We start from the raw sequence: 12388 nt of genomic DNA, 5'->3' as shown, positions 1-12388 counted from the left end.
TGGACCAGCGTTCAATCATCGTGCTCTCAGGCGGCCAGCAGGCCCGGCAGTCCCCACTCCGCTGCGAGCAGCTCGTAGGAGCGCAACCGGTCGCCGTGATCGTGGGTGACGCTGGTGATCACCAGTTCGTCGGCGTCGGTGAGCCTTCGCAGACTGTCGAGTCGGTCCGCGACGGTGGCCGGTGCGCCCACGAACTGGGTGATCAGCCGGTCCTCGACCGCCGCGCGTTCCGTCTCGCCGAGCGGTGCCGTGTGCGCGGGGTCCGGATACGGGATTGCACCGTGTCCACTGCGGATGCTGTGCGTCCAGTGCGCGAACGTCGACGCCAGTTCCTTCGCGGTCGCGTCGTCCTCCGCCACGACCGCGTCGGCGGAGACGACGACGTACGGCTTCTGCAGCTGCGACGACGGGCGGAACGCGGCGCGGTAGGCCTCGACCGCCTCGAGCGTCGTCGACGGGCTCACGTGGTAGTTCGCTCCGAAAGGCAACCCCAGCCGCCCGGCCAGTTCGGCGCTCGGTCCCGCGCTGCTGCCGAACACCCACACCTCGACGTCGGCGCCCTCGCCGGGGCTGGCGTGGAGCTCGATCCCGTCCGGGGTGCGGTACGTGCCGTCGAGCAGTGCCAGGATGTCGTCGACCTGCTGGTCGAATGCGGGCGACAGCGCGCCCGGCTGCTGCAGTACCGACTGCGCCGCTGTGAGCCGCGGAGACAGCAGGAGCCCGGACGGGTCGAACGGTGCCGGGATCACGACGCCGTCGCGGATCTCCGTCTCCCGGCGGGGCGGGGCCGGCTGGTTGTTGCGTTCCGCAACGGCTTTCAGCGCCTCGGCCCGCCGCTGGCCCGACCGCCCGAGCCCGAGGTCCAGGCGACCCGGGTACAGCGCGTCGACGGTGCCGAACGCCTCGACGACGGCCGCTGCGGTGGTGTGGCCCAACTGCACCGCGGCGGCGCCGACCCGGAGGGTGCTGGTCGCTGCGGCCAGGATCCCGACGAGCACGGCCGGCGAGGAACTGGCGACGCCCACGAAGTGGTGTTCGGCAACCCAGTACCGCTTGTATCCCCACGCTTCGGCGTGCCGGGCGAGGTCGACGGTGTTCCGCAGCGCGGTGCGGGCGGTGGTGCCCTCGCTGACGGGCGACAGATCGAGGACGGACAACGGAGTGGTCATGAGGGCACCTTCTGGAGAGAGCGGGGATTGACAGCGCGATGGCTGCGCGGGGCACCGAGTCCGAGGTGCTGCCGCAGCGTGGCGGTGGTGTATTCGGTGCGCAGAACGCCGCGGTCCTGCAGCAACGGCACCACCGCGTCGGCGAACAGGGCAAGTTCGTCCGGGGTGAGGTGGGAGGGCAGGACGAACCCGTCCGCTGCGTCCTCGCGGACCCACCGGACGATCCGGTCCGCGACGGACGCGGCGGTACCCACGAACGTCGCGGCGGACAGAACCTTCACCGCGCCGGCGGGCCTGCCGGCCTCGACCGTGCGGCGCGCGAGGTCGTCGTAGAACGCGCGACCGGCCTCGAACGTGCCGAGCGGCGCGATGATCACGTCGCCGTGCCGGGCGGCGAGATCCCGGGCCTCCGGGCCGTCACCCGACACGATCACCACCGGTTGCGCTTGCGGGCTCCGCGGGACGGTGAAGCGTCCACCGATGTCGAAGTGCCTGCCCCGGTGGTAGAACGCGCCCGCGGTGGGGTCCGAGACGAATCGCCCCGCATCCCGGTCGACGGTCACGACCCCCTCGGCCCAGGAATCCCACAGCGTGCGGGCGGTGTCGACGAACTCCGCGGCCCGCTCGTCGCCGGGCGCCACGGAGTTCCATGCCGCACGGCCGCCGGACAGGTGATCGAGTGAGGCCAGCCGGCGGGCCACGTCGTACGGTTCGGCGGAGGTCGTGTCCAGCGTCGCCGCGAGCCCCACCCTGTCGGTGAACCCGGCCAGCGCGTTCGCCGCGGTGACGCCTTCGGCGAGGAAGAAGTCGAATCTCCCCCGCTCCGCGGTGCGGGCGGCATCCGCGAGGACGGCGAAGTCCGTCCGGCCCGCGGGCGCCGCCGCCCCGAGCACGACCTGCTTCTCGGCCATGCCTACCGCGGGTTCTTCTCGCCGGCCTCGACCGCGAGCGTCAACCGGTTCTCGGCGGGCGCGACCGGGCAGGTGGCGTAGTCGGTGAACGCGCACGGCAGGTTGGCCGCCCGGTTGAAATCGAGGATCACCCGGCCGTCGGCGGCGGGGGCGTCCACGGCCAGGGACCGCGCCGCGGGGTACGTGCTGACCCCGCTGGTGGCGTCGGTGAACAGGACGTGCAGGCCACCGTTCTTTCCTGCGAACGCGACGAGTTCGTGTGCGGCGCCGTCGTACTCGAATGCGAGTGAGCCCAGCGCCGTGTGGTGGTGCTCGAGTCCCTCGACGACCGCACCCGTCGTCACGACGCGGGACTGCGGGAACGGGGTGAACGTTGCCGGCACGGCCCACTGCCGCGCGGGCAGGAACGTCGGGATGCCGGTGAACGCGGCGAGGGTGCCTGCCTCGGGATCGTGGATCCGCAGGGCGACGTCACCGGTTCTCCGGATCACCTCGATGTTGCGGCTCCCGTGCCGCACGAGCAGACCGGGTGCACCCTCCAGAGGTGCGAGGGTCGCCGTGCCGTCGACCGCGTCGCCGTCGACCTCGAGACCGGCGTCGGCGGTGGCCGTGATCACCACCCCGTCCGCGTCGGCCCGCCACTTCGCGGGCAGGTCGGGGAACGTGGTGTCGGTCTCGACGAGCCAGTGGAGGGCGGTGAGACTCAGCCATCCCAGCGGGTCGCGGAAAGACTCCTCCCGCGCCGAATGCCAGTCCTGCCAGTCCTGCTCGAATGTCGCGCCTGCCGTGACTGCGGTCATGATGCCCGAACTCCTTCTGTCTGGTGATGCGGATGGCGCAGTCCGAGATGGCTGCGCAGGGTCGTCCCCGAGTACTCGGAGCGGAAGCTGCCGCGGTTCTGCAATTCCGGGACCACCGTCTCGACGAACTCGTCGAGCCCGGCCGGAGTGAGGTGCGGTACCAGGATGAAGCCGTCGCACGCGTCCGCCTGCACGTAGCGGTCGATCTCCTCGGCCACCTGGGCGGCGGTGCCGACGAATTGCTGGCGGGTGGTGACCGCGATGATCAGTTCACGGATGCTGAGCTTCTCGCCTTCGGCCTTCGCCCGCCACGCGGCGGCGATCTCGCGGGGGTCCTTCGCGTGCCGGACCCGGCCGCGGGTGATGTTCGTGTCGTCGGCCGGTTCGACGTCCGGTAGCGGACCGTCCGGGTCGTATGCGGAAAGGTCACGACCCCAAACCTGTTCGAGAAACGCGATCGCCGTCTGCGGGCCCACCTGCTGGTGCCGGATGTGATCGGCGCGCTCGGCGGCGTCCGCCGCGGAGTCGCCCAGCACGAAGGTCGCCGCGGGCAGGACCTTGAGATCGTCGTGGCTGCGCCCGTACTTCGCCAGCCTGCCCTTGACGTCCGTGTAGAACTTCTGGCCGTCCTCGAGCGACCCGTGGATGGTGAAGATCGCGTCCGCCTCCGCGGCCCCGAATTCGCGGCCCTGATCGGAGTCGCCGGCCTGCAGCAGCACCGGGTGCCCCTGCGGGCTCCGGGGAATCGTGAATCGTCCCCGGATGTCGAACTGGGAGCCGGAGTGGGTGACGTCGCGGATCGAGTTGTCCGCGGCGAACACTCCCCGGGCGCGGTCGATCTGCAACGCATCCTGATCCCAGCTGTCCCAGAACTTGCGGGCGCCCTCGATCAGTTCGCCTGCACGGACGTACCGGTCGGCCTTGTCGAGGTATCCCCCGCGCCGGAAGTTCTCCCCCGTGAACGCGTCCGAGGACGTCACCATGTTCCACGCGGCCCGGCCGTCGGACAGGTGGTCGAGCGAGGCGAATTGCCGTGCCAGCTCGTACGGTTCGTTGAACGTGGTGTTGATCGTCCCCGCCAGGCCCAGATGCGTGGTGACTCCGGCGAGTGCGCCGAGCACCGTCAACGTGTCGGGGCGGCCCACCACGTCGAGGTCGTGGATCAGGCCCCGGTGCTCACGCAGGCGCAGGCCCTCGGCGAGGAAGAAGAAGTCGAACAATCCGCGTTCGGCGGTCTCCGCGAGGTGCACGAACGAGTCGAAGTCGATCTGGCTTTTCGATTCGGGGTCGCTCCACACGGTGGTGTTGTTGACGCCGGGGAAGTGGGCCGCGAGATGAATCTGCTTGCGCTGGTTGCTCATGATGTCAGTCCTGTCCGGCGAAGTGATTGACGGGACGGGTGAAGCCGAGCCGCTCCCGGAGCACTCCGCTGTCGGACGCTCGGCCGCCCGGCCGCAGCAGCGGCAGGACGCGTTCGGTGATCTCGTTCAGGCCGGACGTCAGCGCCAGCGGCCGGAGGGTGACCCCGTCGACGCTCGCGGTGTCCACCACGTCGGTGATCAGCCGGGACAGTCCCGGCGCGTCGCCGCGGTGGAGAATCGACGCCGGCTCGTACCGGCTGCCGGACCAGTTCTCGAGCTGGGCGAGGTCGCGTTCCGCCGTGTCGGCGGTCTCGGCGATCACCACCTCGACGTCCAGCAGGATCCGCAGCGCGGCGGGGGCCCGGCCGGCCTCGGCCGCGGCACGTCGCACCCGGTCCGCGACGTCACGCGCCGCGTCCACGGTGGGTGCGCCGATGCGGATCACGTCGGCGCGCGCCGCGGCGACGCGGGTGGAGTGCTCGTCCCGCGCACCGATCACGATCAGCGACTGCCCCTGCGGCGACCGCGGCGTGATCGAGGGACCCTTCACGGAGAAGTGCGTGCCCTCGAAATCGATGTAGTGCAGCTTGTCCCGGTCGATGAAGCGGCCGGTGGCGACGTCGCGGATCTCGGCGTCGTCCTCCCAGCTGTCCCACAGCAGACCGACGACCTCGATCGCGTCGGCCGCCTCCGCCCACAGACTCTCGGCCTCCTGTGCATCCTTGCGTCCGAACAGATTCGCCTGCGCCTGGCCAGCCGACACGTCCACCTGCCACCCGGCGCGGCCACGCGACGCGTGGTCGAGGCTCGCGATGGCCTTGGACACGTGGAACGGTTCGGTGTGGGTGACGGTCACCGTGGGAACCAGGCCGATGCGCTCGGTGGACGCGACGGCCCGTGCCGCGATCGCCACGGCGTCCAGTTGCCCACGCTGATCGGCATGTCCCGTCGTGGCGATCGCGAAGGTATCGCCGACGAAGGCGAGGTCCACTCCGGCCGAGTCGGCCTGCCCGAGCAGACCGGTCCAGTAGCCGGCGGTGAAGAGGTCCTCGGCGCGCGAGTCCGGACGGCGCCAGGACTGCGGATGGATCCCCGTGCCGTACAGATCGACGGCGACGAGCGGGTCGCGTGGCTCAAGCATGAATCGATTCCTCCAGCTGTGCAGAACGTGGGCGCACGACGGATCGTCCCGGGATCGCGTCGAGCAACTGTCGGGTGTAGTCGTGGCGGGGATTGTCGAATATTTCTGCCGCGGTGCCCGATTCGACGATGCGTCCGGATCGCATCACCGCGACCGTGTCGCTGATCTGCCGGACCACGGCAAGGTCGTGTGAGATGAAGAGGTAGCTGAGCCCGAGTTCCCGCTGCAGGCTCTCGAGCAACCCGAGGATCTGTGACTGCACCGAGACGTCCAGCGCCGACACCGGTTCGTCGAGCACGACGAGTTCGGGGTGCAGCGCCAGCGCGCGGGCGATGGCGACCCGCTGCCGTTGCCCGCCGGACAGCTCGGCCGGTCTGCGTTCGAGGTAGGTGCGCGGCAACGCGACCTGTTCGAGCAGTTCGGCGACTCGGGCCGTCCGTTCCGCCCTGGTGCCGACACCGAACGCACCGAGCGGTTCCGCCACGATGTCCGCGATCGCCAGCTTCGGATCGAGGGACGCATACGGGTTCTGGTACACGATCTGCACTCGGCGGCGCAGGGCGCGCAGCGCGCCGCCGCGCAGGGTGGTGATGTCCCGGCCGTCGAACTCGACGCGGCCCGCGGTGGGAGATTCCAACCGGATCGCGATCCGGGCCACCGTGGACTTGCCGGACCCGGACTCCCCCACCAGCGACAGCGTGCGCCCGCGCGGGACCTCGAACGACACGTCCTGCACGGCGTCGATGGCCGTGCGCCGATCGATCCGGAACGTCTTGGACACCCCGGAGACGCGCAGCAGGACATCGGGTTCGGCTCCGCCCGCCGCCGCGGCGCGGCTGCGCCCCCGCACCACCGAGAGACTCGGCGCAGCGGCCAGCAGGGTGCGGGTGTACTCGTGCTGTGGATTCTCCAGGATCTCGCGGGTGGGACCGGCTTCCACCACCTCACCCTGGCTCATCACCACGATCCGGTCGGCACGGTCGGCGGCGACACCCAGATCGTGCGTGATCAGCAGGACCGCCGTGCCGGATTCGGCGATCCGCGCGTCGAGGTGATCGAGAATCCGGCGCTGCACCGTGACGTCGAGCGCGCTGGTCGGTTCGTCCGCGATGACGAGTTCGGGGCTGCACGCCAGCGCGATCCCGATCAGGACGCGCTGCCGTTGCCCGCCCGACAGGTCCTGCGGGTACTGCCTCGCCCGCACCTCGGGCTTGTCGATCCCGGCCTCGGCGAGAATGCGCACCGCCTCGATGCCTGCCGTCCGCCGGTCGGCGAGACCGTGGATCCGGAGCACCTCCGCCACCTGGGCGCCGACCCGCAGGACAGGGTTGAGCGACGTCGTCGGGTCCTGCGGAACCAGGCCGATCCGGGCGCCGCGAACCCGGCCGAGTGCGCGCTCCGACTTGGTGTCGAGACGCTCACCGTCGAATGTGACGGTGCCGGCGACGGCCCGTCCGGATCCGCTGAGCAGTCCGAGGATGGCGTGCGCGGTGGTGGATTTTCCGGAGCCGGACTCGCCGACCACGGCCACCACTTCGCCGCGCGAGACCGTGAGGTCGACGCCCTTCACGGCCACGACGGGATCGCTCACGCTCCCGTACGCCACCCGCAGTCCGGAGACCTGGAGGAGCGGCGCCGTGGTGCCTGCCGCAGCAGTAGTCGAACTCATCGCACTTCCCTCTGTTCGAGTGCATGTCCGAGTCGGTGCGCCGACAGCACGACGGCCACGATCACCAACCCGGCCAGGGTTGTCATCCACCACGCGGTGGCGAGGTAGTTCCGGCCCTCGGAGATCAGCGAGCCCCATTCCGGGGTGGGCGGCACCGCACCGAACCCGAGGAAGCTCAGCGACGACACCGCGAGGACCGCCATCCCGAACTCGACGGCGGCGAGTGCCACGACGGGCGCGTACGAGTTCCGCAGCACGTGGCGGCGCAGCACCGTGTGCCAGCGGACACCCGACGCGAACGCCGCCTCGACGTACAGCGACCGGCGTACTCGCAGCACCTCCGAACGCATCACGCGGGCGAAGTTCGCGATCAGCGACACGCCCACCGCGATGGCCACGTTGACCGTGCCGAACCCCAGCGCGGTCACCAGCGCGAGCGAGAGCAGCAGGGCGGGGATCGACAGGAGGACGTCGACGACTCGCATCAGGACGGCATCCAGCGCACCTCCGACGGCACCGGACAGCAGGCCGATCAGCGAACCGACGACCAGTGCGATGCCCACGGCCAACAGCGTTGCGGTCAGCGACAATCCGGCACCGTGGACCACGCGGGTATACACGTCACGGCCGATGTTGTCGGTGCCGAACCAATGCGCGGCACTCGGCGCCTGCAGTTTCTGGGCGGGCACCCCGACCAGCGGGTCGCCGCTCGCGAACACCGACGGCGCCACCGCGAATCCGACCGCGACAAGGAGCAAGGCGGCCGAGGCCACGAGCGCGAGATTGCGATGCAACCACGTCACCACGCGGCGTCCGCGGCTGTCCGACTCGGACACGATCACGGGAGGCGGGTCGATCGGTGGAGTGCCGAAACCCTCGGCCTCGTCGATCAGTTCCCTGGTGAGGATGTCAGACATGAACCTTCTCCTCCACATCCGCGGTGGCGCTGCGCACATGAGCGACGCCGTCGCTGGTGTCAGAACTGCGTCTGCCCTCGACGATCCTCGGATCGATCAGCGGGTAGAGCAGATCGACGGCGAGATTGACGAGTACATAGACGACGGAGCTCAGCACCACGATTCCCTGGACCACTGGAATGTCCTGCGCCATCACGGAAGTCTGGGTGAGCCGCCCCACTCCGGCGCGCGAGAACACCGTCTCGACGACGACCGATCCGGCCAGCAGATTACCCACGAGCACACCGGCGATGGTGAACGCGGGAATGCTCGACAGGCGCAGCGCGTGCCGGGTCTGGATCTGCCAGCGGGACGCGCCCTTCGCCCGCGCGGCTTCGATGAACGGCTGCCGCCACGTGGTCTGCAGACTCGCCGCGAGCACCTGCGCGATCACGGCGCCGGTCGGCAGCGCGAGCGTCACCGCGGGGAGCACCAGCGTCGCGATCCCCTGGTCACCGAACGCCGGGAAGGCCTTCAGCCGGAACGAGAACAGCTGCAGCAGAATCAGTCCCACCCAGAATGTCGGTACCGCGACACCGAGCGGAGGAAGTGAGAACAGCAGATTCCGCACCCAATGGACCCTCGTGTAGGTGGCGAGGAACGCGACCGCTGCCCCGAACACGACCGCGAGAACCAGCGCCGCGGATGCCAGCGCGAGGGTGCTGGGCACCGCGTTCCCGATGGCCTCGGTCACCGATTGCCCGGTGGCGATCGAGTACCCGAAGTCACCGCGGACGGCGTGGCTCAGGGAGTTCCAGTACTGCACCCACACCGGCTGGTCGAGGCCGTACCGGGCCTGCAACTCCGCGACGGCGGCCGCGTCGACCGTCGTTCCGGTGGTCGCCGAGTCGACGGCGATGCTCACCGGGTCGGACGGCAGCAGGAACAGCACGGCGAACGACACGGTGAACGTCGCCCACAGGACGGCGATCGCCTGCAGCACACGTAGTCCGAGGTAGCGAATCATGGCTCAGCGTCCGCTGATCCAGGTGTCGAAGAACTGGAGCCGGGCCGAGGCCTCGAACTTCAGGTCCTGCACGTTCGGGCCGGCGCCGATCGCCTGCGACAACTCCACCGTGGGGATCCACAGGCCGTTGTCGAGCACCTGCTGCTGGGCGTCGGCGACGAGCGCGCTCCGCTCGGTGGTGTCGGTGGTGGCGAGCTGCTTCGCGAGCACGTCGTCGAGCGCGGGAATCGGTCCGCGGTTGTTCAGGTTGCGGCCCTCGAGGCCGAACTGGGTGCGGAGGATGTCACCGTCGGCGCGGGTGCTGTTGTAGTAAGTGGCGTCGAAGTCCTTGGCATTCTGGCGGGCGGTGGCCTCAGGAGTGGACACGAGATTCAGCTGCAGATCCACTCCCACCTCTTTGAGCTGCTGCTGCACCAGTTCGAGAATGGCCTGGTTGCCGGCGAACACCGAGCTGAACAGAACGGGGAAGCTCAGCTTCTGACCGCCCTTCTCCCGGATGCCGTCGGCACCGGGAACCCAGCCCGCCTGATCCAGAATCGACTTCGCCTTCTCCGGGTCGTACGTCACGTCCGGCAGCGACACGTAGCCGGGGGTGCGGCTGGCCAGCGTGCTGGTGGCGGGCTTGAAGTTGGGCCCGAGCACGGTGTCGACCAGTTCCTGCCGGTTGATCGCCGGGACCAGCGCGCTGCGCACGACCGGATCGACGAGCGGTCCGCGAGTCACGTTGGGCTGGAAACCGAACGGGGTCCCGGGGTTCGACGTGGTGAGCACCTGCCCGCCCGCGCCTTCGATCTGCGGGGCGTCCTGCGGCAACGCGTCGCTGATCGCGTCCAGCTGTCCCGAGGACAGGCTGCCCGTGCGGACCCCGGATTCGGGCACGACACTGAACTCGATGGTGTCGAGGTAGGCCTCGCCGTCGTGGCCGAACACGTCCGAACCCCAGTTGTATCCGGCACGCTTGGCGAGGGTCACCGACTTGTCCTGCTGGTAGTCGGCGTACGTGAACGGCCCGGTGCCCGAGATGTTGCCGGTGCACCGCTCTTCGGCGGACCTCGCGACGGACGCATCGGACAGGATGCCCAGTTGCGGGGTCGACGACGCCTGCAGGAACTGCGCGTTGGGTGCGGCGAAGTCGACCTGCGCGGTAAGCGGGTCGATCACAGTGGTACCGGTGTAACCGGCGAGGTAGCTGGCACCGAGCGGGGCCTTGGCGCCGGAGAGGGTGTTCACGATGGCGTCGAGATTCTTCTTCACCGAATCCGCGGTGAAAGGTGTTCCGTCGCTGAACGTCACCCCCTCCTTCAGGTGGAACGTGAAGGAGGACGCGTCGGCGTCGGTTTCCCAGCTCTCGGCGAGCCACGGCTTCAGTTCACCTGTTGCCGGGTCCTGGTCGGTGAGCGAGTCCACCACCTGACGAGCCACGTAGATCGTCTGGTTCGTGCCCGACTGCGCCGGGTCGGCGCACGTGGGTGCCTGGGAGAGGCCGTAGCGGACTGTGCCGCCCGGCTGTGCGGGGCCCGCATCTGCGGAGGAACTGCTGGAACCGCCACCGCAGGCGGTGAGCGCCGTGGCCAGCACGGCAGCGGCACCGATACCTGCTGCGATGCGGTAGGGCGAGGACAAAAGCACTGATGGCACCGAGAACTCCGTGATCTCGAAGAAGTGCGGTGCGCGCTGCCGAGACTATTCGGCAGCGCTCACGCGCACAGGAACGTGAGGGACACCGGATCCGACGCGGATGCGGTGTGAAGAGCCGGAACCCCGACGGATCGGGGTATCAGGTCAGCTGTGACAGATCGAGGTGGACAGTCGGCAGAGATCGACGTGGAGACGCCCCCAGGCGCTCACGAAACCTTCGGTCAACATCGTTCCTCCATCGATCCCGGCGGTAGCACCCGCACCCGCAGGGCGGGGGGTTGCTGCGACGTCAACGAGCCAGGTCTCTCGGTCGCTCTGGATGGTCGTTACCGAGTGTAAGAGATCGCCGGTCGCCGCGCCACACGGACCCCGTTACCCCACTGCCTGCCGGGGCGGGAGTTCCCGCCGCGACAGAGCGGGCCGGAGACCGAGATGTTCGCGCAGAGTGGAGCCTTCGTATTCCGTTCGGTACGAGCCTCGCTCCTGCAATTCGGGCACCAGCAGGTCGACGATCTCGTCGAGTCCGGTAGGCACCAGGTGGGGCGAGATGTTGAACCCGTCCGTCGCGCCGCTGCGAACCCACCGGGTGAGTTCGTCGGCGACCTGCCCAGGGGTGCCCGCGAAACCGGAGCGCTGGGTGGTCGCGATCGCGACCTGACGCAGCGACAGGTTCTGCGCCTCCGCCAAGGCTCGCCATTCCCGCGCGATGGCGAGCGGATCCTTTCCGTCGCGCGCCGCCCCGCGGGTGACGGAGATCGGCGCGGGCACCGGATCGAATTCGGGCAGTGGACCGTCCGGGTCGCGATCGGACAGATCACGGCCCCACACCTGACCCACCAGCGACAACGCCGTCTGCCCGGTGTACTGGCCCTCGAGAACCCAGCGCACCTTCTCCTCCACCTCGGACGCGTTCTCCGCGAGCACGATCTGCGTGCCCGGCAGAATCTTGACGTCGTCCTCGGGGCGCCCTGCACGACGCAGTCTCGCCCGGATGTCCTCGGCGAAGGTGAGCGCCTCGTCGAAATGCGTTCCGTGCCGGGAGAAGATCACGTCGGTGTGCGCGGCCGCGAAGTCCCGGCCCCCCGGTGAGTCGCCGGCCTGGAAGATGACGGGATGCCCCTGGGCGCTGCGCGGCAGCGTGGGAGTGATCGTGACGTCGAACTGCGACGTCCGCCGGGACACCTCCCGCACCCCGTCCGGGGTCGACCACGACGGCGCGTCGGTGCTCGTCGCGACCGCGCCGTCGGCCCACGCATCCCAGATCACCCGGGCGGTGTCGAGGAACTGCCCGGCCCGCTCGTATCTGTCCGCGTGATCGAGGAAGCCGCCGCGCCGGAAGTTCTCACCGGTCCAGGCGTTGTCCGTGGTGACGGCGTTCCAGCCGGCACGGCCACCGGACAGCAGGTCCAGCCCGGACAGCCGCCGGGCGAGGTCGGCCGGCTCGTTGTAGGTGGTGTTCTGGGTGGCCACCAACCCGATGTGCCGGGTGATGCCGGCCAGCGCCGCGAGCTGGGTGATCGCGTCCGGCCTGCCCACGATGTCGAGATCGAGGATCTTGCCTTCCTGTTCCCGCAGGCGCAGGCCCTCACCGAGGAAGAAGGCGTCGAACAGGCCCCTCTCGGCGGTCAGTGCCACCCGCCGGAACGTTTCGAAGTCGATCTGCGATCCGCTCGACGGATCCGACCAGATCGTCGTGTGATTGACGCCCTGGAAGAAGACACCGAAGTGCACCTGGGCGCCGGGCCTGGCGTACGAGTTGTCGGTCATGTTCTCCAC

General features: G+C 69.5%; 11 protein-coding genes and 1 riboswitch. All 11 genes read right to left on the bottom strand.

What is annotated here, in order from left to right; genetic code table 11:
* Positions 1–26: 26 nt before the first annotated feature.
* The 11 genes from QM806_RS14385 to QM806_RS14340 all read right to left on the bottom strand — a co-directional run bounded on the left by QM806_RS14385 (position 27) and on the right by QM806_RS14340 (position 12379).
* Positions 27–1169 (bottom strand): LLM class flavin-dependent oxidoreductase, encoded by a 1143-nt coding sequence (locus tag QM806_RS14385; RefSeq protein ID WP_054248549.1) that lies wholly within the window; start codon positions 1167–1169, stop codon positions 27–29.
* Positions 1166–2080: an LLM class flavin-dependent oxidoreductase gene (locus QM806_RS14380; protein ID WP_054248550.1), complete on the bottom strand. Its 915-nt coding sequence runs from the start codon at positions 2078–2080 to the stop codon at positions 1166–1168. The genes QM806_RS14385 and QM806_RS14380 overlap by 4 nt, the downstream gene beginning before the upstream one ends.
* 2 nt (positions 2081–2082) lie before the next feature.
* Complete coding sequence (locus tag QM806_RS14375; protein ID WP_164062563.1) at positions 2083–2880, bottom strand: DUF1684 domain-containing protein; 798 nt, start codon at positions 2878–2880, stop codon at positions 2083–2085.
* The gene (locus tag QM806_RS14370; RefSeq protein ID WP_164062565.1) at positions 2877–4241 is read right to left on the bottom strand and encodes an NtaA/DmoA family FMN-dependent monooxygenase; all 1365 of its coding nucleotides are present in this window, start codon (positions 4239–4241) and stop codon (positions 2877–2879) included. Before QM806_RS14370 ends, QM806_RS14375 begins: the two co-directional genes overlap by 4 nt.
* Before the next feature lie 4 nt (positions 4242–4245).
* Entirely contained in the window at positions 4246–5382 is a 1137-nt protein-coding gene (locus QM806_RS14365; RefSeq protein WP_164062567.1) for an LLM class flavin-dependent oxidoreductase, read from the bottom strand.
* On the bottom strand, positions 5375–7051 hold the full coding sequence (locus QM806_RS14360; RefSeq protein WP_054245464.1) for a dipeptide ABC transporter ATP-binding protein: 1677 nt from the start codon (positions 7049–7051) through the stop codon (positions 5375–5377). Before QM806_RS14360 ends, QM806_RS14365 begins: the two co-directional genes overlap by 8 nt.
* A complete protein-coding gene (locus tag QM806_RS14355) occupies positions 7048–7968 on the bottom strand; it encodes an ABC transporter permease (protein ID WP_169695123.1) in 921 nt (306 codons plus the stop codon). The genes QM806_RS14360 and QM806_RS14355 overlap by 4 nt, the downstream gene beginning before the upstream one ends.
* Positions 7961–8974: an ABC transporter permease gene (locus QM806_RS14350; protein WP_005562435.1), complete on the bottom strand. Its 1014-nt coding sequence runs from the start codon at positions 8972–8974 to the stop codon at positions 7961–7963. Before QM806_RS14350 ends, QM806_RS14355 begins: the two co-directional genes overlap by 8 nt.
* A gap of 3 nt (positions 8975–8977) precedes the next feature.
* Entirely contained in the window at positions 8978–10603 is a 1626-nt protein-coding gene (locus QM806_RS14345; RefSeq protein ID WP_052023916.1) for an ABC transporter substrate-binding protein, read from the bottom strand.
* Positions 10604–10756: 153 nt separating this feature from the next.
* Positions 10757–10840, bottom strand: a complete 84-nt coding sequence (locus QM806_RS41385; RefSeq protein WP_310794466.1) for a putative leader peptide — start codon at positions 10838–10840, stop codon at positions 10757–10759.
* Positions 10841–10844: 4 nt separating this feature from the next.
* Positions 10845–10938, bottom strand: a riboswitch (SAM riboswitch).
* Between the two features lie 46 nt (positions 10939–10984).
* Positions 10985–12379 (bottom strand): NtaA/DmoA family FMN-dependent monooxygenase, encoded by a 1395-nt coding sequence (locus tag QM806_RS14340; protein ID WP_043787708.1) that lies wholly within the window; start codon positions 12377–12379, stop codon positions 10985–10987.
* Positions 12380–12388: the final 9 nt, after the last annotated feature.

The organism is Rhodococcus sp. IEGM 1351, assembly GCF_030056875.1.
Lineage (GTDB): Bacteria > Actinomycetota > Actinomycetes > Mycobacteriales > Mycobacteriaceae > Rhodococcus_F > Rhodococcus_F opacus.
Note: the sequence above shows the minus strand (reverse complement) of the source record. Positions and strands in the feature narration are given on the sequence as shown.

Bases quoted from the DNA above. Each gene is read 5' to 3' on its own strand.
- QM806_RS14385 (WP_054248549.1), bottom strand. From the start codon at position 1,169: ATGACCACTCCGTTGTCCGTCCTCGATCTGTCGCCCGTCAGCGAGGGC.
- QM806_RS14380 (WP_054248550.1), bottom strand. From the start codon at position 2,080: ATGGCCGAGAAGCAGGTCGTGCTCGGGGCGGCGGCGCCCGCGGGCCGG.
- QM806_RS14375 (WP_164062563.1), bottom strand. From the start codon at position 2,880: ATGACCGCAGTCACGGCAGGCGCGACATTCGAGCAGGACTGGCAGGAC.
- QM806_RS14370 (WP_164062565.1), bottom strand. From the start codon at position 4,241: ATGAGCAACCAGCGCAAGCAGATTCATCTCGCGGCCCACTTCCCCGGC.
- QM806_RS14365 (WP_164062567.1), bottom strand. From the start codon at position 5,382: ATGCTTGAGCCACGCGACCCGCTCGTCGCCGTCGATCTGTACGGCACG.
- QM806_RS14360 (WP_054245464.1), bottom strand. From the start codon at position 7,051: ATGAGTTCGACTACTGCTGCGGCAGGCACCACGGCGCCGCTCCTCCAG.
- QM806_RS14355 (WP_169695123.1), bottom strand. From the start codon at position 7,968: ATGTCTGACATCCTCACCAGGGAACTGATCGACGAGGCCGAGGGTTTC.
- QM806_RS14350 (WP_005562435.1), bottom strand. From the start codon at position 8,974: ATGATTCGCTACCTCGGACTACGTGTGCTGCAGGCGATCGCCGTCCTG.
- QM806_RS41385 (WP_310794466.1), bottom strand. From the start codon at position 10,840: ATGTTGACCGAAGGTTTCGTGAGCGCCTGGGGGCGTCTCCACGTCGAT.
- QM806_RS14340 (WP_043787708.1), bottom strand. From the start codon at position 12,379: ATGACCGACAACTCGTACGCCAGGCCCGGCGCCCAGGTGCACTTCGGT.